The sequence below is a fragment of the Geothrix sp. genome, from assembly GCF_030219325.1.
Taxonomy (GTDB): domain Bacteria; phylum Acidobacteriota; class Holophagae; order Holophagales; family Holophagaceae; genus Geothrix.
In genome coordinates this window covers 2,493,863-2,513,490 of record NZ_CP126625.1, presented here as the reverse complement: position 1 = coordinate 2,513,490, position 19,628 = coordinate 2,493,863, and the positions used below count along the sequence as shown (strand labels likewise).

The 19,628-nt window shown below is 68.9% G+C and carries 14 protein-coding genes; 10 read left to right on the top strand and 4 right to left on the bottom strand.

The genetic code is table 11. The features are described from left to right. The first annotated feature begins 91 nt into the window (after window positions 1-91). Window positions 92-3,775 (top strand): PAS domain S-box protein, encoded by a 3,684-nt coding sequence (locus QOZ81_RS11255; protein ID WP_291206575.1) that lies wholly within the window; start codon window positions 92-94, stop codon window positions 3,773-3,775. A 49-nt stretch (window positions 3,776-3,824) separates the two neighbouring features. Then, a complete protein-coding gene (locus tag QOZ81_RS11250) occupies window positions 3,825-4,235 on the top strand; it encodes a CoA-binding protein (RefSeq protein WP_291206578.1) in 411 nt (136 codons plus the stop codon). A 131-nt stretch (window positions 4,236-4,366) separates the two neighbouring features. Here QOZ81_RS11250 and QOZ81_RS11245 read toward each other — a convergent pair whose 3' ends face one another. After that, complete coding sequence (locus QOZ81_RS11245; RefSeq protein ID WP_291206581.1) at window positions 4,367-5,338, bottom strand: hypothetical protein; 972 nt, start codon at window positions 5,336-5,338, stop codon at window positions 4,367-4,369. A 32-nt stretch (window positions 5,339-5,370) separates the two neighbouring features. On the opposite strand from QOZ81_RS11245, the gene QOZ81_RS11240 reads away from it, so the two are divergent. From QOZ81_RS11240 to QOZ81_RS11210, 7 genes are all read left to right on the top strand, one after another. Then, window positions 5,371-6,276: an ACP S-malonyltransferase gene (locus QOZ81_RS11240; protein WP_291206584.1), complete on the top strand. Its 906-nt coding sequence runs from the start codon at window positions 5,371-5,373 to the stop codon at window positions 6,274-6,276. Between the two features lie 119 nt (window positions 6,277-6,395). Beyond that, the gene (locus QOZ81_RS11235; RefSeq protein ID WP_291206587.1) at window positions 6,396-8,210 is read left to right on the top strand and encodes an HD-GYP domain-containing protein; all 1,815 of its coding nucleotides are present in this window, start codon (window positions 6,396-6,398) and stop codon (window positions 8,208-8,210) included. Window positions 8,211-8,233: 23 nt separating this feature from the next. After that, a complete protein-coding gene (locus tag QOZ81_RS11230; RefSeq protein ID WP_291206591.1) occupies window positions 8,234-8,758 on the top strand; it encodes a type II secretion system protein in 525 nt (174 codons plus the stop codon). A 2-nt stretch (window positions 8,759-8,760) separates the two neighbouring features. Continuing rightward, entirely contained in the window at window positions 8,761-9,897 is a 1,137-nt protein-coding gene (locus QOZ81_RS11225; RefSeq protein WP_300714648.1) for a D-alanyl-D-alanine carboxypeptidase/D-alanyl-D-alanine-endopeptidase, read from the top strand. A gap of 58 nt (window positions 9,898-9,955) precedes the next feature. Then, complete coding sequence (locus QOZ81_RS11220; RefSeq protein ID WP_291206597.1) at window positions 9,956-10,327, top strand: response regulator; 372 nt, start codon at window positions 9,956-9,958, stop codon at window positions 10,325-10,327. A gap of 23 nt (window positions 10,328-10,350) precedes the next feature. After that, window positions 10,351-11,247, top strand: coding sequence for a DMT family transporter (locus QOZ81_RS11215; protein ID WP_300714646.1), 897 nt, complete (start codon window positions 10,351-10,353; stop codon window positions 11,245-11,247). A 72-nt stretch (window positions 11,248-11,319) separates the two neighbouring features. Further along, complete coding sequence (locus QOZ81_RS11210) at window positions 11,320-12,630, top strand: carbohydrate porin (protein WP_291206603.1); 1,311 nt, start codon at window positions 11,320-11,322, stop codon at window positions 12,628-12,630. A 171-nt stretch (window positions 12,631-12,801) separates the two neighbouring features. Here the strand turns inward: QOZ81_RS11210 and QOZ81_RS11205 are convergent, their stop codons facing one another. Together QOZ81_RS11205 and QOZ81_RS11200 are read right to left on the bottom strand one after the other, a co-directional pair. Beyond that, window positions 12,802-14,103, bottom strand: coding sequence for an ABC transporter ATP-binding protein (locus QOZ81_RS11205; protein WP_291206606.1), 1,302 nt, complete (start codon window positions 14,101-14,103; stop codon window positions 12,802-12,804). A gap of 7 nt (window positions 14,104-14,110) precedes the next feature. Then, window positions 14,111-15,862 (bottom strand): ABC transporter permease, encoded by a 1,752-nt coding sequence (locus QOZ81_RS11200; RefSeq protein ID WP_291206609.1) that lies wholly within the window; start codon window positions 15,860-15,862, stop codon window positions 14,111-14,113. Window positions 15,863-16,149: 287 nt separating this feature from the next. Between QOZ81_RS11200 and QOZ81_RS11195 the strand changes: the two genes are divergently transcribed. Continuing rightward, window positions 16,150-19,218: a protein kinase domain-containing protein gene (locus QOZ81_RS11195; protein ID WP_291206612.1), complete on the top strand. Its 3,069-nt coding sequence runs from the start codon at window positions 16,150-16,152 to the stop codon at window positions 19,216-19,218. Here QOZ81_RS11195 and QOZ81_RS11190 read toward each other — a convergent pair. Beyond that, complete coding sequence (locus QOZ81_RS11190) at window positions 19,209-19,604, bottom strand: hypothetical protein (RefSeq protein WP_291206615.1); 396 nt, start codon at window positions 19,602-19,604, stop codon at window positions 19,209-19,211. The genes QOZ81_RS11195 and QOZ81_RS11190 overlap by 10 nt on opposite strands. Window positions 19,605-19,628: the final 24 nt, after the last annotated feature.

The following is a 19,628-nucleotide window of genomic DNA, read 5'->3' as shown; positions in this document are numbered from 1 at the left end:
CAATTGGTCGTAAAGTATCGTTCGCGGGGCCTTCCTGGCCCCCTGTGTGTGCTTTGTGACTTCTTCCGGAACTTCCTCCGCAGCGGTCCCCGTGCGGCCCCTCCGTTCTCCGTGGCCCTGGGCGGGGCTGTGCCTGGGCCTGCTCGTCACCCTGATTTCGTGGGCGCTCATCTACAGGGTGGAGGAGGCCCGCCTGGACGCGCTGAAGACGGAGTATGCCAATGGCGTGGTCCTGAGGGTGGAGCGGCAGATGACCAACCTCGCCACCGTGCTGCGCGGCGCCGCCGGGTACCTGGGTCGCGGTGACTTGCCCACCCGGGCCGAGTGGCATGACTATGTGGCCAGCCTCGACCTTCCAATCAACTACCCGGGCCTTCAGGGTCTCAGCTTCGTGGAGTGGATCCCCCGGGAAGAGCTGCCCGCCCACGTCCGGCGTGTGCGTCGAGAGGGTTTTCCTGACTATGCCGTGACGCCTGGCGGACCCGGCGATCCCATGGCGGAGGGGGCCGGGGTCATCCTCTACCTGGAGCCCCTCGACGCCCGCAACCAGCGCGCCTTCGGCAGGGACATGCTGGCCGAGGCCAACCGGCGCGAGGCCATGCTGCGGGCGCGGGACACCGGCCAGGTCATCGCCAGCGATCGCCTCACCCTGTACCAGGAAACCGAAGCGGATGCCCAGCCCGGCATGGTGCTGTTCGCGCCGGTCTACCGCCAGGGCCCACCGCTGGAGACTGTGGCGGGCCGGCGCCGGGCCCTGCGGGGCTGGACCACCATTCCCCTGCGCCTGACGGACTTCATGCGGGCCACCCTGCCTCTGGAGCGGAGGCTGGCCGACATCGAGATCTACGACGGTCTGCGGGTCAGCCCCGAGCACCTCCTCTTCGACTCGAACCCCGCCAGCCCAGGCTCTGAGCCCGGCAAGCACCAGGTCCTGACCGTGGCCGGGCGCGTCTGGACCACGTCGGTCGAGCCCAGCCCGGCTTTCTATCAGCAGATCGGCCGACCCCGTCACTGGCTGGCCCCGCTGGTGGGCGGGGCCGTCAGCCTGCTGGTCTTTCTCATCCTGGCCGCGCTCGCACGCACGACCCAGCGGGCCCGCAGCCTGGCAGAGGCGCGGGGCGAGGAACTGCTGGCCACGGAAGCCCAGTTCCGGGCCTTGTTCGAGCGGGCGCCCTACGGCATGGCCATCGTGGATTCGGGCTCGGGCCGCTTCCTCTCGGTGAATCCGAAGATGGGTGACATCCTCGGCTATCCCACCGAGGCACTGCTGGCGCGGGATTTCCAAAGTTTCACCCATCCGGAGCACTTGGCCCAGGACCTGGCCGCGGTACGGGACCTGGCCTCGGGCGCGGTGCCGGTCGTCCACAAGGAGAAGCGGTACCTGCACCGGGATGGCCATGCAGTCTGGGCCCGCCTGAGCATGGTCAAGCTCCCGGTGGCCGCGGACGCGCCCGCCAGGCACCTGTCCGTGGTGGAGGACATCAGTGAGACGCGGCGCCGGGACCGCCAACTCCTGGACAGTGAAGCGCGATTCCACAGCATCTTCGAGCTCTCGCCGGACCCGATGACCCTCACCCGACTGTCCGATGGGCTCCTGGTGGAGGTGAACCAGGCCTGGTGCGACCTGACTGGGATCCCCCGACAGGAAAACCTGGGGCGCTCCACCGTCGATCTAGGCCTGTGGACCCGGCCTGAAGAACGAGATGCCTTCATCGCCGGACTCAGGCAATCAGGTGCATTCGGGCCGGCAGAGATCACGCTCATGAGCAGGGATGGCCGGGAGCACCGGCTCCTGGTGACGGTCAAGGTCCTCGAAGTGGCTGGTGAATCCTGTTTCCTCAGCCTGGGAAAGGACGTGACCGAGCACGACCGGATTGAGTCTGCCCTGCGTGAGAGCGAGGCCCGCTGGCAATTCGCCCTGGATGGAGCGGGGGACGGGGTGTGGGATTGGAGTGCCGCCTCCGACAGCATGTTCGTGAGCCGCGGCTACAAGGCCATGCTCGGCTACGGGGCCGACGAGGACCTGCGCCTTTCCTACGCCGATTGGATCGAACGGATCCATCCCGACGACCGCGACCAGGTCATGGCCGCGGCCGACGGTTACCTCGATGGCCACATGCCGATGTACCAGACCGAGTACCGGATCCGGCGCAGGGACGGCAGCTACATCTGGATTCTGGCCAGGGGCATGGCAGTGGAATGGGATGGCGATGGGCGTCCGACCCGGATGATCGGTACGCACGCCGACATCAGCGAGCGCAAGTCCACGGAGGACTCGCTTCGGCTCAGCGAATCGCGGTTGCGCATCCTCGGCGACCAGCTGCCGGACAGCTTCCTCTACCAGTTCCTGTCGAGGTCGGGAGAAACCCCCCGCTTCCTCTATCTCAGCGCCGGTGTGGAGCGCCTCTGCGGGCTCAGGGCCGAGGAGGTGGTGCGGGACCCGAAGCTGCTGTTCAGCCAACTGGACCCGGACATGCTGCCGGCCTACCTTGAAGCCGAGACGGCCAGCGGGCGGGAACACTGCCCCTTTGCCATGGACCTGCGCCAGCGGCATGCGGATGGCCGATGGCGCTGGTTCCGGGTGCGCTCGAAACCCCGGCCCCAGCCGGACGGCTCGGTGCTCTGGGAGGGGATCTCCACGGACATCACGGAAGCGCAGGAAGCCCGTCTCCTCCTGGAGGAGGGCGAGGCACGGTTCCGTGGCGTGGTGGAGCACGCCGCGGATGCCATCTACATCCACGATGAGCACGAGCGGATTGTCTTCGCCAATCCCGAGGCCGCACGGACCACGGGACATTCCCTCGCCGACCTTCTGGACATGCATGTCTGGGACCTGGATCAGGAGACCGACAAGGACCTCCGCATGCAGTCCTGGAAAACCATGGTGCCGGGCCAGAAAGGGACAGCCCACACCCGGATCCGCAGGAGGGACGGGTCCACCTTCCCGGTGGAGGTCCGGTTCGGGCTTCTCCAGCAGGAGCCGCGACTGTTCCTGACGGTGGTGAGGGACCTCACAGAGCGGGAGCGGATCATCGAGGCCGATGCCCGTGCCCGGAAGGCCGAGGGCCTGGTCCTGATGGCCGGCAGCATCGCCCATGACTTCAACAACATTTTCCAGGGGGTCCTGGGCTTCCTGGAGGTCGCCGCCATCAAGGCGGGCGGGAACGCCGACCTCGGCCTCGTGCTCGGCAAGGCGGAGGCGTCGCTGCGCAAGGCCATCGGGCTGTCCTGGAAGATGCTGGACTTCTCCGGCCGGGCCCTGGTGAAGCAGGAACTGCTCGACCTGGAAGCCTGGCTACCCGCCTACGCGGCCACCCTGCAGCTGGAGCTTCCCACCACCTTCCTCCTGGATGTCTCCTGCGAGCCGATGCCGCTCATCAGGGGCGACCGGGCCCGCCTCAAAGAGGTCCTGCAGGCCCTGGTGGCCAACGCCCTGGAGGCGGCCGAACCCCTGGCCGGCCGGGTACGGCTGCGGCTCTACACGGACTTCGGGGAAGGCCGGCCCGGTCCCGCCTCGCCGGGCATCTGGCCACTGGCCCGGCCAAGGCTTCCCGCCACCGTATGTCTGGAGGTCTCGGATGAGGGACCTGGGGTTCCCGCCATGAACCTGGAGCGGATCTGCGACCCCTTCTTCACCACCCGCGAACTGGGCCGGGGGCTGGGCCTGGCGTCGGTGACGGGCATCCTCCAGGCGCATCGCGCCGGCCTGCACATCTTCAATGGCGAGGGCGGGGGCCTGGTCGTCCGCATGCACTTTCCGCCGGGCGGTGCCTGAGCCACTGTCACGATGGCTCCACACTGGACATCCCATGGGCGGAGCAGCCATGGCACACACGGTCCAGCAGACGATCACCGCCTTCCTTGAGGCCGGTCCCTTCGCGGTGGTGGGCGCCAGCGTCGACCGCTCGAAGTACGGCAACAAGGTGCTGCGCTGCTACCAGCAGCATGGGCGGGAGGTCTACCCCATCAACGCGCGCGCCGACGAGGTCGAGGGCCTGAAGGCCCACCCCTCGCTGGCGGCCCTGCCCGTGCCGGTGAAGGCGATCTCCGTCATCACGCCGCCCGCGATCACCGAGCAGGTGGTTCGCGACGCTGCCGCGGCCGGCGTGACGCACATCTGGATGCAGCCCGGCGCCGAGAGTGACCAAGCCATCCGTGAGGCGGAGGCCTCGGGCATGGCCGTGATCGCGGGCGGGCCCTGTCTGCTGGTGGTGCTGGGGTACCACGAGGGCTGAATCTGCTGCGCAGATTCAGTAGGGAATTCGCTGCGCGAATTCTAGAGACATCCCTTCCTTACTGAATTCGCACGGCGAATTCAGCCGCCTACGCCAAGCCCAGGCTGCGCCGCACTTCCAGCCGGTGCTCCTCATGCGCCTGCACCACCTTCGGGACCTCGCTCCGCCACAGCTTCGAAAAATCGGCGAAGGAGATGATCGGCTTCGCTTCTTCGCCAGGGGTCGAGCGTTCGGTTGAGTCCTGCGAGCACATCTCGCGGGAAGTAGGCTTGGCGGTCATGGTTGGGATTCCTCAGAAGAGAAAGGTAAGCGGTTTGCAGCTGGTAGGCAACCACGGAATCGGCTGGTTTTGGCCGTATCCGGACGCTGGCGAGGGCATCCTGGCCCTCGGTCATGCGGCCCGGCCCCTCTTCGTCCACCCGCACGTGGTAGAGCTGCAGGCTGCGGCCCACCCGCGGGGCCAGGCCCAGGAAGGTGAAGGGGGCCCAGGCGTGGGCCCGCGCCATGCGGTCCAGGGGCACGTAGCGGCCCTCGCGTTCGGAGCGGGCCAGCATGGCCCTGAGCGAGCCTTCGGGCTCCCGGTCGGTGTAGGCCAGGTGGACCTCGCTGCAGCCGGCGCGCCGGATGCGGCCCAGCAGGAAGGCCACGCCCTCGGGCTCGGTGTGGGGCGCGTCGAAGACCGCCCCGAACGCCGGCCCCAACGCCAGCGCACCCGTGGTCTTGCCCGTGGCCTGGCCGCCCATGAAGATGATCACCGGCTCCCGACGGGCGATGGCCAGGGCCCTATCTCGAAGCCGCTTGCCCAGGGCGTTGAGGTGCACCGAGGCCCGGCCGGCCGGATCCTCCAGGGCCTCGTAGCCCTGGGTGGGGTTGCGCCGCAGGCTGGGGAGCAGGGTCGCCAGCACGTCGCCGTTCACGAGCTGGCCCTCCAGGGTGCCCGGGAAGGCGGCGTAGTCGTCCAGGGCCCGGTCCGCGTGGCGCGCCAGGTCGGCGGCTTCGCGCTCCAGGGCCTCACGCAGACCGGCGCGCTCGGCCTCGGCCAGCTCCCAGTAGGAGCGCCGCTCGTGCCAGGCCACTTGCTGCCAGGGCGTTTCGGGGGTCATCGTCACACAGTAGCCGATTTATGCTTGCAGGCATGACGCCATCGAGCCCCTCCGTCCTCCTCTTCCCCGGCCAGGGCACCGAAGCCGTGGGCATGTCCGCCGGCTGGGAAAGCCAGCCCGCCTGGGTGGAGACCCTCGTCACCGCCGAAACCCACACGGGCTATCCGTTGCGGCGCCTGATGGCGGAAGGTCCCCTGGAGGCCCTGCGCTTCCAGCGCCACGCCCCCTGCGCGGTGCTGGCGCATTCCGTGGGGCTGTTCCGAGCCTGGCGTCAGGCGGGCATGCCCCTTCCCAGGGCGGCGACGGGCCACAGCATGGGCTTCTACTCGGCGCTGGTGGCGGCGGGCGTCGTTCCACTCGAAGCCGCCCTGGACCTGCTGGACACCGTGGAGGGGCTGAGCGAGGCCGCCTTCGCCGGGCGCGCCATGGGCATGGCCTTCATCATCGGAGTCCCGGAGTTGGACGTGCGGCAGGCCCTCCTGGCCCATCCCGCCTTGGCCCTGTCGAACCGCAACGGCCAGGCCCAGTTCACGGTGTCGGGACCGGTGGATGCCCTGGAGCCCCTGGTGGCGGCCCTCCGGCCTTCGGCCTTCAAGGTGGGCCTGCTGCCCATCCGGCACCCGCTGCATGGCCCCCACATGGCCGCCCTGCTGCCCGCCCTCGCCCGGCGCATGGCCGTCGTGGCCCCCTCGGCACCGGCCTTTCCGCTCATCTCCCACTTCGACGGGCGGCTGCTCACGACGGGCGGGGAGGCCTGGGATGACGGGCTGGCCTCGGTGGCCCTGCCCGTGGACTGGCTGGCCGTGGTGGCGCGCCTGGAGACTCTGGCCGCGCCCCTTGCGGAATGCGGGCATGGGAGCCAGCTGTCCGGGCTCACCCGCTGGGCCAACCGCAGCCTCCAGGTGGAGAGCCTCCAGCGCCTGCCCCAAGGGGCCTGACCCCTTTGAGGACCTGTCGGTAAAAGTCGCGGAACGGAACGGCCGATTCGCTGGATCGTCCCCCTGCGGCTCTGCCATGATTGGGGTTCCCGCCCACCCTGACCAGGACCCCCCATCCCATGGCCATGCCCACCTTGATACTCGGCGAGGCCCTCGCCAACCGGTGTTCCCAGGTCCTCTACCGGTGCCTGGAGGAAGTGGGCAGCACCAAGGGGGCGCTCTACCTCCGGACCCCCGAGCTGGGCTCCTTCGAGGTGGTGAGTTTCTACGGCTGGCCCCGGGGGACGCGCCCGCCCGTCTCCATCCCGGAGGGGCACCCGCTGCTGGTGCACACGCAGCGCATGCGCCGGGCCTTCGTGGTGAACGACGCCTCCGAATCCCCGGAGCTGGCGGCCTTCGGCCAGGGCGGCGAGTGGCCCCGGTACCTCATCACGCCCGTCTACCTGGCGGGTGACTGGGTGGGCCTGCTGATCCAGCGCGACCGCATCAAGGGCGGCACCTTCGACGTGGAGCGGGACGAGCCGCCGACCCTGGGCATCTGCGGAGACCTGGTGCAGGCCCTGCGGGAATTCCGCCTGTACGGCACCATGCCGCGGCCGGATCAGGTGCCGCTCTCGGTGCACGTGCCCGATCCGCCGGCGCCGCCGGCCGCTGGCCCGGCGCCCGTGCCGCAAGGCCTGCCCACGGCTGCCGCCATCATCGACGAGGTCGCTCCCGTGGCAGAGCGGCTGCTTCCGTCCGTGGGTGCCCCGGCGCCGCCCCTGCGCGCGCCCGGCGTCTTCGTGACATCCACCGGCCCCCCGGCCCAGGAGCGCATGTACGGCTTCGCCGGCGGGCAGGACGGCTATGCGGCGCTGCCCTGGGAGGCGGATCGCACGCTCAGCGGCTGGGTGGCGCCGCCGCCGCCCAATCCCGAACGCAAGCGCGGCATGGTGCCGCCCGAACAGCGGGCCTTCTTCTGGGAGATCGCCGGCCTGCTCAGCCAGATCCTCTCGGCTTCGGCGGTGGCGCTCTGGATCGAGGACCCCGAGGAGATCCGCCCGATCCTCGCGTACAGCACGCTGCCCCTGTCGCCGGACCTGCAGCAGCAGATCCTCGCCCACGCCACCTTCCATCTCCCAGCCGTGCAGGAGCAGGACCTCCGGCTCATCACCCGCGTGGACATGGCCGAATCGCCCCAGATCGATGGGGCCTTCGCCACCTACATGCCCCTGCTGCTGAACGAGACGCTGCAGGGCCACGACCTGATGCTGGTCTTCCGCCAGGAGGACCACTCCTTCTCCATCGCCGAGATCGAGGCCATCCAGAAGCTGGGCCGCATCCTGGGCCTCCACATGCAGGAGGCGCGCCTCCACGAACGCTACCACCACGCCTTCCTCTCGGTGAGCCACCGGATCCTGCAGTCCAGCGAAAGCCGGATGCCGACCTTGCGGCCCCACAGCCTCGCCACGGCGCGCCTGGCCCGGGACCTGGCCCTGAAGCTCGAACTCACCACCGAGGAGGTGGAGGCGGTCAGCATCGGCGCGATCCTCCACGACGTGGGCCTGCTGATGCTGGATCCGCAGATGCTCGCCAAGCCTGAGCTGAATGGCGAGGAGCTGAAGAAGATCCGGAGCCATCCGGAGTTGGCCGCGGTCTTCCTGAAGGACCTGAGGTTCCCCTTCGACGTGGTGAAGATGATCCGCCACCACCACGAGCGCTGGGACGGCCTCGGCTATCCCGAGGGACTGCGCGAGACCAGCATCCCCATCGGCAGCCGCATCATCGGCCTGATCGAAGCCTACGAGGTGATGACCAGCGGCAAGGGCTACCGGCGCCCCAAGGGCTACCGGCAGGTGCTGGAGGAACTCGACAACGAGGCCGGGGCCCAGTTCGATCCCAAGGTGGTGGCAGCCTTTCGCGAGCTTCTGACCCGGAAAGGCGACCGGGGGTAGTACCCTTGTGCTCCGGAGCGTCCATGACCCCTTCCCGATCCCAGCGCGGCTTCACCATGGCGCTCGCCCTGGCGGTGGCCGTGGTGATGGGGATCATGCTGATGAAGGCGGGTCCCCTGGTCAGTGCCGAGGTCCAGCGCGAGAACGAGGCGGAGCTCATCTTCCGGGGCGAGGCCATCGCCGCCGCCTTCAAGCTGTACGCGAGCAAGGCCGGCCGCTACCCCATGGATCTCGATGAGGTGATGAAGGTCCGCCCCCGCATCCTCCGCCAGAAATACAAGGATCCGATGACGCCGGGTGGCGAGTGGGAATACATCACCCAGGTGCGGCCAGGGGCCTCGGGCAGCACCGACGGGCTGCCCATCGTGGGCGTCCGCAGCAAGAGCACCTTGAACAGCATCCGCATCTACCAGAACAAGACCCTGGTGCGGGAATGGCAGTTCACGGCGGAGCAGAACCTGCTGGGGATCACCGACGAGATCAGCAAGTCCCGCGGCCTCCCCAAGGCCGGCAATGCTGCCGAAAAGCCCGTGGCGCCGAAGGAATGAAGGTGGGCTGGAGGTCCGTGGCGGTCTTCCTGGCCTCGGCCCTGGCTCTGGCCGCCCAGGATTTCCGGAGCTGGGCCAGGCAGCTGGAGGCCCGCGGGGTGCGGGTCTCCGCCGGGATCTGGGACGCCGGCACGGGCAAGGTCCTTGAGCGGCACCAGGATGACCTGGCCTTGGTGCCGGCCAGCACCACCAAGGTGGTCTCGACCTACGCGCTGCTCAAGACCCTGAAACCGGACTTCACCCTCGAGACCGAAGTCTGGGGGGACCTGCAGGACGGCGTGGTACGGGGGGACCTCACCTTCAAGGGCGACGGCGATCCCCTGCTCACCAGCGAGCGCGTCTGGCTGCTGGTCCAGTCCCTCCGGAAGCTGGGCGTCCAGCGGATCACCGGCGGCATCCGCCTGGATCAGAGTGCCTTCGATGCCCAGAAGGAACCCCAGGGCTGGGAGAACACCACGGCGGATACCCTGCCGACCGTGCTGGCGCTGTCCGTGAACTTCAACCGGGACGAGGCCGGCAAGCTGGTGCCGGATCCCGAGCGCCAGTCCCGGGAGGTCATCCAGCGGCTCCTCCAGGAGGCCGGCATCGCCGTGGAGGGCCGCGGCGCGGCCTCCGAGCCCCCGCGCAAGCTGCTGGGCTGGGCCTCCCCGCCGCTGCGGGCCATGGTGCTGGACATCAACAAGTGGTCGAACAACTTCATGATCGAGATGCTGGTGCGCAAATACGGCGCGGGATCCTGGCCGCGGGGCGTGAAGCGCATCCAGGAGTTCTACCGTACCGCCTTCAACCTGGGGCCGGAGGTCATCCAGATCACGGACGGCTCGGGCCTGAGCAAGGAGAACCGGCTGTCCGCCCGCACCCTGGCCATCATCCTGCGGGGCGCCTACCACGACTTCGAAGTGGGGCCCGAGTTCGTCTCCTCGCTGAAGGTCATCGGGGGCGAGCCCTGGAAGCTGAAGAAGAAGGATGCGAACCTCACGCGGCGGGTGCGGGTGAAGACGGGCCACCTGGACCGCGTCATCAGCCTGGCCGGTTATCTCCAGACCCTGGACGGCCAGGCCCGCGTCTTCGCCATCGTGCTCAACGGTCCCTGCGGTGACGACGACGTGTGGGACCAGGTCTCCCGATGGGCGAACTGAATTTCGTGCCCATTGTTGATAGGTGGGTTGTGCGGGACCATGGAGGCGAGGAGTCGCCATGCCCCGCATCGCCATCGTGGATGACAGCCGGCTGGTCCGGGCCTTCGCGGCCGGGGCCCTGAGGGCCGGTGGCCACGAGACGGTGGAGGTGGAGCCCACCTCCCTCTTCGAGGTTCTGAAGGTGCTCCGGGAGACCCCGGTGGACCTGCTCCTGGCGGACTTCCTCATGCCCGAGTGCTCCGGCGAGAGCCTGGTCCGGGCCTGCCGGGAGGACGCGGCCCTGCGGGAGCTGCCGATCCTGGTCGTGTCCGCCCATCGCGATGACATCAGCCTGCAGCGCATGCAGCAGATGGGCATCTCCGGGTTCCTGCTGAAGCCCGTGGACGCCCCGACCCTGGTGGCCAAGGTGGCCGAGGCGCTCGAGGACTGAGCGCACTCAGGAAGGCTGGTTTCATGCACAGGAGACAGACGCAAGATCCGCGGGGACTCGCCGCCCTGATCTTCGGGGCCTCCCTGCTCGGCTTCGCCGCCATGCTGGTGCGCTGGGCCGCACCGGCGGGACCCCTGGCCGTGGGCTTCTACCGCATGGCCATCGCACTGCCGTTCGTGGCCTGGCTGGCCCGGGGCACGGGCCGGCCGGTCACGGGGCGGGCGCGGCTCTGGGCAGTGATCGCGGGTGTGTGCTTCGTGCTGGATCTCTGGATGTGGCACTCGGCCCTCCACCTCACCAGCGCCGCCAACGCCACCCTGCTGGTGACCCTGGCCCCCATCTGGGTGGCGGTGGTATCCGTGCTGTGGATGGGCGCCCGGCTGCGCAAGCGCTTCTGGCTGGGGGTGCTGCTGGCCTTGGCGGGGGCCATGGTCCTGGGCCTGGCCAAGGGGGCCCGCTGGGGCACCGGGCTGGGCGAGCTGCTGGGGGCCCTGGCCTCCCTGGCCTACGGCGCCTTCACCCTGGCCCTGGGCCGCGCCCGGCGCGAGCTCAGCGCCCCCGAGGCCCTGTTCTGGGTGGTCCTCTGCTGCACCATCCTCTTCGGCGCCCTGGGCTGGGCGCAGGGCGAGGCCTTCACCGGCTACCCCGTGCGGTCCTGGTGGGCGCTGATCGGCCTGGGCACGCTGGTGCAGGTGGTGGCCTGGTGGTTCATCACCTGGGGCCTGGGCCACGTCCCCACCAACCTGGGTGCCATGGGCCTGATGACCCAGCCCGTGGCCACCATCATCCTGGGCTGGGTGCTGCTGGCGGAATCCGTGCGGCCCCTGCAAGGTCTCGGCGCCATGCTGGTGCTGGCGGGGATCGCCTTGTGCGCCTTCGCGCCCCCGGTTCTGGAACCGCCCGGCCCCCCATCGGGCTGAGATCCCGGAAGCCGCCCAGGTCCGTGACGGCTCCGTCACGCCTTCGTCGCCCCCGCCTGCCACGGTGTTTCCATGCGAAATCAATGGGTGCTCGTCCTCGCACTGGCCGTCCTCCGGGTTCCCCTCGGGGGCCAGACCCCCGATCCCGTCGGCGAGCTCTGGAGCCTCCATGGCCAGGCCACCACGGTCAGCCAGACCCACGGGGAATTCTCCTCGCCCTACCAGGGCCCCAACTCGCTGCGTCCAGGTAAGGAGTGGGCCACCTCCTTCACGACCACGCTCATGGCCGGGCTGCGACCCTGGCAGGGCACCGAGGTCTACCTGGACCTGGAAGGGGCCGCGGGGAAGGGCGTCAGCGGCGTGCTGGGCCTGGCGGGGGCCCCCAATGGCGAGACCTACCGCGTGGGCAGCCCGGACTTCCGCGCGGCGGTCGCACGGTTCATGGTCCGGCAGACCTTCGATCTGGGCGGTGAAGCGCAAACGGTCGAGGCTGATGCCCACCAGCTGGGCGGCACCCGCGCATCCCGCCGGCTTGTCATCCACCTCGGCAAGTTCAGCGTCATGGACGTCTTCGATGCCAACGCCTACGCCCACGATCCCCGCAGCCAGTTCCTCAACTGGACCCTGATGGGCCATGGCGCCTGGGACTACCCGGCTGACACCCGCGGCTATACCTGGGGCTGCGCAGCTGAGATCTACTGGGATGCCTGGGCCCTCCGTTTCGGCCGCTTCGCAGAGCCGCTGGAAGCCAACCAGCTGGAGATGGATCGCGGCATCGCCCGCGCCCACGGCGACGTGGTCGAGGTGGAGCATGGCCACACCATCGGCGGACTGGCCGGGGTCGTGCGCCTCATGGCCTTCCGCAACACCACTCGCATGGGCGACTACCGGCAGAGCCTCGCGGAATCACCCACGGCGCCGGACATCACCGCCACTCGCGCCTACGGCCGCGTCAAGCAGGGGTGGGGTCTCAACCTGGAGCAGAGCCTGACCGGGGACCTCGGCGCCTTCGCCCGGTGGAGCTGGAGTGACGGTCGCACGGAATCCTGGGCCTTCACCGAGGTCGACCGCTCTGCGTCGGCCGGACTTGCCCTGAAGGGCAGCGACTGGGGCCGTCCGCAGGATTGTGTTGGCGCAGCCTTCGTCCAGAACGGATTGAGCCCGGACCACCGGGACTACCTCGCCGCGGGCGGACTGGGGTTCCTCCTGGGAGACGGCCGCCTGAGCTACGTTCCCGAGCGCATCCTCGAGGCGTACTATGCCCTCGCCCTGGGCCGGCATCTCACGGCCACCCTCGATGCCGAACGCATCTGGAACCCAGGCTACAACGGCGACCGGGGGCCCGTGACCCTGTATGCCTTCAGGCTCCACGCCCAGTTCTGAGCCGCCCCGGACTACTCGGGCGTGAGGACGCCGCGTTCCTCGCGGTAGGCGAAGAGTTCGCCGAAGCGGCCCCACGGGGCCCCCTCCGCGACCGAGCGCAGCGAGGAGCGGAAGCAGGCGACAGGCGTCGCCTGCGATCGGGGGGTAGTCCAGGTGGGGCAGAGTGAGCCGTTATTCCGGGGTGAGGACGCCGCGTTCCTCGCGGTAGGCAAAGAGTTCGCCGAAGCGGCCCCACGTGACCAGCGTCTCGAAGGTCTGCTCGGAGTTCTCCATGGGCAGGCGCTGCTGCAACTCGGCCAGGAGCTCGCTCTCCTTGAGCTCTCCGTGGTGGAGTTCGAGGAGTTCCTGGACCAGTCGGAAGAGGCGCAGTTCGAGGAGCTGGGCCTTCCAGATCTCCTTGCGGTCGTCCATGTTGGCGCGGATGAACCGCTGCCCCAGCGCCGTGAGGACGACCTGGCGCTTGGGCGTGTCGACGAAGTCGAGCATCTCCGCACCCTTCACGGAAGAGAGGATCTTTTCGAAGGTCACGTGGGTGGCCGCGGCCACCTGGAAGAGGTCTGCGGTGCCGCCCTGAGTCTCCAGGTATTCCAGCAGGCCCAGGATGTCGGAGGAGGGGGCGGGCGGCAGCGGCTCGATGAGGTCGGGCAGGAGGCTGGGCTCTGGAGCGCTCACTTCGATGTCCGGCAGTTCGGTGCTGGTGATGATGTCGTGGAGCTGGTCCACCAGGCGCAGGAATTCGGGGCTGCGCATGTCGCGGGGACGGGGCAGGGGATTCTCGACGATGGTGCGCACGCGGCCCGGATTGGCCGACAGCACCACGACGCGGTCCGCCATGTAGACCACCTCCTTGATGTCGTGGCTCACCATGAGGATGGAGGAGGGGTTGCGCTCGGCGTCGTCCCAGATGTCCAGGATCTCCGCCCGGAGGCCCTCAGCCGTGAGGGCGTCCACGTGGCTGAAGGGTTCGTCCATGAAGAGGATCTCGGGGTCGACGCTCAGCGCCCGGGCCATGCCCACCCGCTGTTTCATGCCGCCGGAGAGCTCGCGCGGGTAGGCCTCCTCGAAGCCTTCGAGGCCGACGAGGCTGATGGCGCGGTGGGCCTTGGCCTTGATGGTCTCGTCATCCAGGCCCTGGGCCTGGAGCACCGTCTTCACGTTGGCCTCCACCGTCATCCAGGGGTAGAGGGCGAAGTTCTGAAAGACGATGGCCACGCCCGGGTTGAGGCCCTCCATCTTCTTGCCGTGGTAGAAGGTCTTGCCCTTGGTGGGGTGGATCAGGCCGGCGAAGATCCGGAGGATGGTGGATTTGCCGCAGCCCGAAGGTCCGATGAGGCAGACCACTTCGTTGGCCCGGATGTCCAGGTTGATGTCCTCCAGCACGCGCAGGGCATGGCCGGTCTCCCGCTCAAAGGACTTCTGGATGCCCTTCAGCTCGCAGATGACTTCGTGGGTGGCGTTGATGGCGTGCTTCATGGCTGCCTCACTTCGACAGGGAATAGTGGGTCTCGGCGATCTTGTAGAGGGGCTTCCAGACCAGGCGGTTGAAGAGCACCACCGTACCGGCGAGCACGAGGGTGGCGGCCGCCAGAAGCACGAAGTCCTTCTCGTCCGTGGCCTGGCTCACGATGGCGCCGAGGCCGAAGGTCTTCAAGGTGGGCCCGCTCAGGTTGTAGTACTCGGAAACGATGCTGGCATTCCAGGCGCCCCCGGCCGCGGTCAGGCACCCCGTCACCAGGTAGGGGAAGACGGCAGGCATGTAGAGGTTGCGGAACCGCTGCCAGCGGCTGAACCCGAAGGCGGTGCCCACCTCCCGGAGGTCGCTGGGGATGGCGCTGGCACCGGCGATGACGTTGAACAGGATGTACCACTGGGTGCCCAGCAGCATGAGGGCGATGCTGCCCCAGCCCAGGCCGATCCTGAAGGAGGCGAGGATGGCGATGACGGCCGGGAAGAGCATGGGCGCCGGGAAGGAGGCCGCCACCTGGACGATGGGCTGGAAGATGCGCGACAGCCGCTGGGAGAGCCCGATGGCAAGGCCCGCCGGCAGGGTCCAGCAGAGGCCGATGAGGATGGACGCCATCACCCGGGAGAGGGTCAGGCCCGCGGCCTTGAGCAAGGTCCACCAGGCGCCCGAAGGGAGCTGCTGCAGGAGGCGGAAGACGCCGTAGCCACCCAGAAGCAGGAACCCGGACAGGACGATGAGGGCACCCATGGACAGCCAGGGGGCGGCATGGGCTGCACGCTCGCTGCCGCCCTCCGCCAGGGGCACCTTCGGAGCGGGGTGGCGGTGCTGGCGGTTCCGGCGCTGCTTGGTGCGCCAGCGGTCCCAGCGGCGGATGAGGCGGGAACCCCGGATGAGGTTGAGGAACCAGCTCTGGGAGTCGACGTTCTGGACGGTGTCCTCGATGCGGAAGCGCTGGGCCCACACCACGACCGGGCGCCACAGCACCTGGTCCAGGAAGACGATCATCAGGATCATGGCCAGTACGGCCAGCACCTCGGCCTTGACGTTGCCCTGCTCCGCGGCGACGCGCATGTACGAGCCGAGCCCAGGCAGGCGGAAGTCCTTGTCGCCCACCTTCAGGGACTCGTTGATCATCAGGAAGAACCAGCCGCCGGCCATGCTCATCATGCTGTTCCAGGCCAGGCCCGTGGTGGCGAAGGGCAGTTCCACCCACTTGAAGCGCTGCCACCAGGTGAACCGGTACACGGTGCCCGCCTCCTGGAGTTCGGCGGGAACGCTCTTCAGGCTGTGGTAGAGGCTGAAGGTCATGTTCCAGACCTGGCCGGTGAAGATGGTCAGGATCGCCGTGATCTCCAGGCCCATGTTGCTGCGGGGGAACAGGGCCACCATGACGAGCAGCAGGGGCATGAGGAAGGTCAGGACCGGGATGCTCTGGAGGATGTCCAGCAGGGGGATCAGCAGCTTCTCGGCCCGTTCGTCCTTGGCGGCCCAGAAGGCGTACACCAGGGTGAAGGCGATGGAAAGGACGTAGGCCGCGACGCCCCGCATCATGGAGAAGAAGGTGTATTTCGGCAGCGCCAGCAGGGACAGGTCGATCTCGAGCTGGGGACGCTGGATGGCGGTCCACTCGCGCCCGACGAGGATCAGCCCGTACAGCATGCCGAAGGCCGCCGCGACCAGCAGGAGGTCGACCCAGCGCCGCCTCCGCAGGGGGGAGAACAGGGCGTTGGCCTGGCCCCACATGGTGTCTAGGAATCGGTGCATCATGGCCGGTCCGGAGGAGCGGATGCAGCGCCGGCAGGCGGTCTGCGATCCCGTTCAGGGGGCGGATTCAGGAGAGCCGGGAAGGGGCCGCCTCAGCGGGCGGCGCGACTCGACGGAGGTTCGGTGAGGTCGGCGTGTCGTCCCATCAAACCTCCTTTCCGGCGCCAGGGCCAGAGCCAGAATGCCTCCCGGCTCCGCCTCGGTCAACCCAAGCGTACCTTCTCGTATCGTCCCAAAGCCGTCACCATGGACAAGTCACACAGGAGTCACACCCGTGGAGATCGGCTGGCATGTCGACGGCTGGTGAGCGGGCGCTGGCCCTGGCGGTGGCCTGCGGGCTGCTGGAGCCCGGGGAGGCCCGGGATACCGACCTGGAAACCCTGGTGGCCGCCGGCCGCCTGACCCGGGAGGACTGCCAGGGGCTGCTCCAGGACCTGGCCGACCTGGAGGAGGTCGAAGCCAGCCACTGGTCCCTGGATGTCACGGCCCAGACGCCCCTGCCAACGCACGGGGACCCCGCGGAGACAGATCCGTCGGGCCCCTCGGCCGGACCGTCCGACCCGGGGAGGCGATTCCGCAAAGGCGATGTCTTCCAGGCCCGGACCCTGGCGCGCTGGGCCCGCTTTGAGAACCTCGAGCTGCTCGGCGAAGGGGGCATGGGGCGCATCTTCAAGGCCACGGACCCTTCGCTGCATCGCCTGGTGGCCCTGAAGCTGCTGCGCCGGGAGGATCCCGACCTGCTCCAGCGGTTCATCCAGGAGGCCCAGCTCCAGGCCCGGGTCGACCACCCCAACGTGTGCCGGGTGTACGAGGTGGGCGAGTGGCGCGGCCAGCCTTACATCGCCATGCAGTTCCTCAGCGGCGCGACCCTCCAGAGGGCCGCGCCCGCCCTGTCCGTGGAAGCCCTGCTCCGCTACATGGTGGATGTCTGCGAAGGGGTCCATGCGGCTCATCGGGTGGGGCTCGTCCATCGCGACCTGAAGCCCGCCAACCTGATGATCGACCGCCTGGAGGATGGCTCCACCCGGGCCTGCGTGCTCGACTTCGGATTGGCCCGCGGCACCGAGAGCCAGGGCCTCACCGAAACGGGCCGCATCATCGGCACGGTGGCCTTCATGTCCCCGGAGCAGGCCCGCGGCGATGCGGCACGGCTGGACCGCCGCTCGGACGTGTACTCGCTGGGCGCCACGCTCCAGGCCCTGCTGACGGGTTCCCCACCCTTTCCGGGGGAGGGACTCGAGTGCATGTCCCACATCGTGAAGGACGACCCGGTTCCGCTCCGGCGCCGGCTGCCCATGCTCTCGGCCGACCTGGAGACCGTGGTGCTCACCTGCCTCCAGAAGGATCCCCGCCGCCGGTACGCCACGGCCCGCGCCCTGGGGGAGGATCTGCAGCGCATCCTGGATGGCGAGTCCATCGAGGCCCGGGCGGCCACCCGGCTGGAGAAGGGGGTCCACTGGGCCCGGAAGCACACCGTGCTGGTGGCGGCCACGGCCGCCGTGCTCCTGTCCACGGCCGTCTTCGGCGGGTTCGCGGTGCGGGAGCGCCTGCGGGCCCGGGCCCAGGCCGCCCATGCCCAGCGCTTCGCCCAGGCGGCGGAGCGCATCGAGGCCCTGGCCCGATATCTGAAGCTGTCCCCCCCCCATGATCTGGGGCCCGAGCTGCGGGATCTCGAAGGCCGGGTGGCCCGCCTGGAAGCGGAAGCGCACGTGGAGGGGGCCAGTGCGGAGGCGCCCGGGCAGTACGCCCTGGGGCGGGCGCGGCTGGCCCTGGGCCAGCCGGAGTCCGCCCGGACACACCTGGAGCGGGCCCGGGCCCTGGGCTTCGATACACCAGAGCTGCGTTCCGCCCTCGGCCGGGCCCTGCTCGAACTGCACCAGAAGGCCCTGGACGAGGCCTGGCGCATCGGGCCGGAAGATGCACGGAAGGAGGCGCTGGGCCGGCTGCAAGCGGTTGCCGTCGCGCGCATCGAGCCGCTGCTGAGATCCGGGGCCACCGCTTCCCTCATCCCGCTGGCCTACCTGGAAGGGCAGGCGGCCTGGGTGGCCGGGCGCTGGGAGGAGGCCATCGCCAAGGCCCGAGCGGCCCAGGGCCAGGCGCCCTGGTTCTACGAGGCCCGCCTGCTGGAGGCCCAGGCCCTGCTGTCCTGGGGCCTGCCGAAGAGCGGCCCTGAGCGGGATGGGATCCTGGCGGAAGCTCACCGCAGCGCCCAGGCCGCGCTGATGGCCGCGCCCTGTGACGTCCAGGCTCTGGGCCTGGCGGGCCGGATCGGCGTGATGCGCTACGGCCTGTTCGTATCGGACCCCGTGCAGGGCCGGGCCATCCATGCAGGCGTGGAAGGCGTGGTGGCGGCCCTCCGGATCCTGGAACCCGGGGGATCGCGGGCGGCGATCCTGGAGGCGTCCCTGCTCACGGCTGAGGCCGTCAATGCGCAGGTGGCCGGACGCCCCGGTGCAGCGCCCCTGAGGCGGGCCCTGGCCCTGCTGGCTCCCCTCCTGGAGGCCCCTGATCCGCCCTTCGATGCGCTCGAAGGCGCCATGCAGGCAGAATGCTATGCCATCAAATTCCCAGAAATGGGAGATCCGATCCCATGGTTGGACCGGGCCTTGGCCCATGGCAGGGAGGCTCTCGATCGGAGACCGGGCCATTCGTCGTTGGCCAATGAACTAGCGCGAGTATCAGTATGGCGCCTCTCCGAAGGCACCCTCCGTGGGGAGCCTCCCTGGGAAGTCTTCGAGTCCGCCCTGCAAGTCATCCTGAGGGGGTTAGAGCGCGAGCCTGATGCGAAGTCGCTGCGAGAGGCTCTGGGCTACCTCTGGGGCGAACGAGCGGAGTACGAGCGCACCCATGGCATGGATCCGCGGCCATCGTTGGAACAATCCATGCAGAGCTTCGAGATGGTTCTCAGGCAGGGGCCGAGCTTCCGTTCCCACTACGGCATGGCCAACGCCGCCCTGATGCGCGGGCAGTGGGAAACGGTTCATCGTCAGGCAGGCGCGGAGGCATCTTTGGAGCGAGCCGATCAGGCTTACCGCCAGGCGAGGCTGTTGGCGCCATTCCATTCAGTTCTCGGGGCCAATCTGGTCGAGGTCGCGCTTTGGAGGGGGATGGCCGCTGGGTTCGGGACAGTCGACGGGGAACGGGCCATGAGAGAGGGCGAGGCCCAATTCCAAGAAGACGTGAAACGCTTCGCCCAAATACCCACCTTGTGGCTGCGGGGGGCACAGTTGGCGAAGGCCCGCGGCCAGGCCAAGGATGCGAAGGCCCGCATTCAGCGGGCCTTCGCTCTGGACCCTCATAATCCGGAAATTCGTCGTCTGCTCCAGGCAGTTCAGGCGGGGGATCAACCTCAGGGATAGCCGCTCGGCATGCAGTTGGGGTCCTTGCAGATCATCACAGGCAGGCCGTTCGCATCGGCCCGGGGGTCCACCCGGACGCTGCCGCCGCGGCGGGGCTTCTGGGTCTCGCTGCCCCAGGCCAGCTTCAGGAACTTCTTGTCCAGGGGCAGCTCGTCCTTGCCCTTGGGGAACCAGGCTTCGGCGCGGGTGCCGAAGCGGGCGATGGCCTGGTCCCGGGTGATGGTCTTGCCCTTGTCGTCGTAGAAGGCGCCGAGGATCTCCACGGCGGCATGCTCGTCGAAGAAGAGCGAGGTCGTCCGGCAGGGATCGACGTCGATTTCCAGGGGGATCTGGCTTCCTTCCACGCTGTAGATCAGGCGGATCTTCAGCAGCTTGGGGCGTGGCATGAGGTGCCTCCGAAGGGGAGAGAG

Bases quoted from the DNA above. Each gene is read 5' to 3' on its own strand.
- QOZ81_RS11190 (WP_291206615.1), bottom strand. From the start codon at position 19,604: ATGCCACGCCCCAAGCTGCTGAAGATCCGCCTGATCTACAGCGTGGAA.
- QOZ81_RS11250 (WP_291206578.1), top strand. From the start codon at position 3,825: ATGGCACACACGGTCCAGCAGACGATCACCGCCTTCCTTGAGGCCGGT.
- QOZ81_RS11230 (WP_291206591.1), top strand. From the start codon at position 8,234: ATGACCCCTTCCCGATCCCAGCGCGGCTTCACCATGGCGCTCGCCCTG.
- QOZ81_RS11195 (WP_291206612.1), top strand. From the start codon at position 16,150: ATGTCGACGGCTGGTGAGCGGGCGCTGGCCCTGGCGGTGGCCTGCGGG.
- QOZ81_RS11210 (WP_291206603.1), top strand. From the start codon at position 11,320: ATGCGAAATCAATGGGTGCTCGTCCTCGCACTGGCCGTCCTCCGGGTT.
- QOZ81_RS11215 (WP_300714646.1), top strand. From the start codon at position 10,351: ATGCACAGGAGACAGACGCAAGATCCGCGGGGACTCGCCGCCCTGATC.
- QOZ81_RS11245 (WP_291206581.1), bottom strand. From the start codon at position 5,338: ATGACCCCCGAAACGCCCTGGCAGCAAGTGGCCTGGCACGAGCGGCGC.
- QOZ81_RS11235 (WP_291206587.1), top strand. From the start codon at position 6,396: ATGGCCATGCCCACCTTGATACTCGGCGAGGCCCTCGCCAACCGGTGT.
- QOZ81_RS11220 (WP_291206597.1), top strand. From the start codon at position 9,956: ATGCCCCGCATCGCCATCGTGGATGACAGCCGGCTGGTCCGGGCCTTC.
- QOZ81_RS11205 (WP_291206606.1), bottom strand. From the start codon at position 14,103: ATGAAGCACGCCATCAACGCCACCCACGAAGTCATCTGCGAGCTGAAG.
- QOZ81_RS11200 (WP_291206609.1), bottom strand. From the start codon at position 15,862: ATGATGCACCGATTCCTAGACACCATGTGGGGCCAGGCCAACGCCCTG.
- QOZ81_RS11240 (WP_291206584.1), top strand. From the start codon at position 5,371: ATGACGCCATCGAGCCCCTCCGTCCTCCTCTTCCCCGGCCAGGGCACC.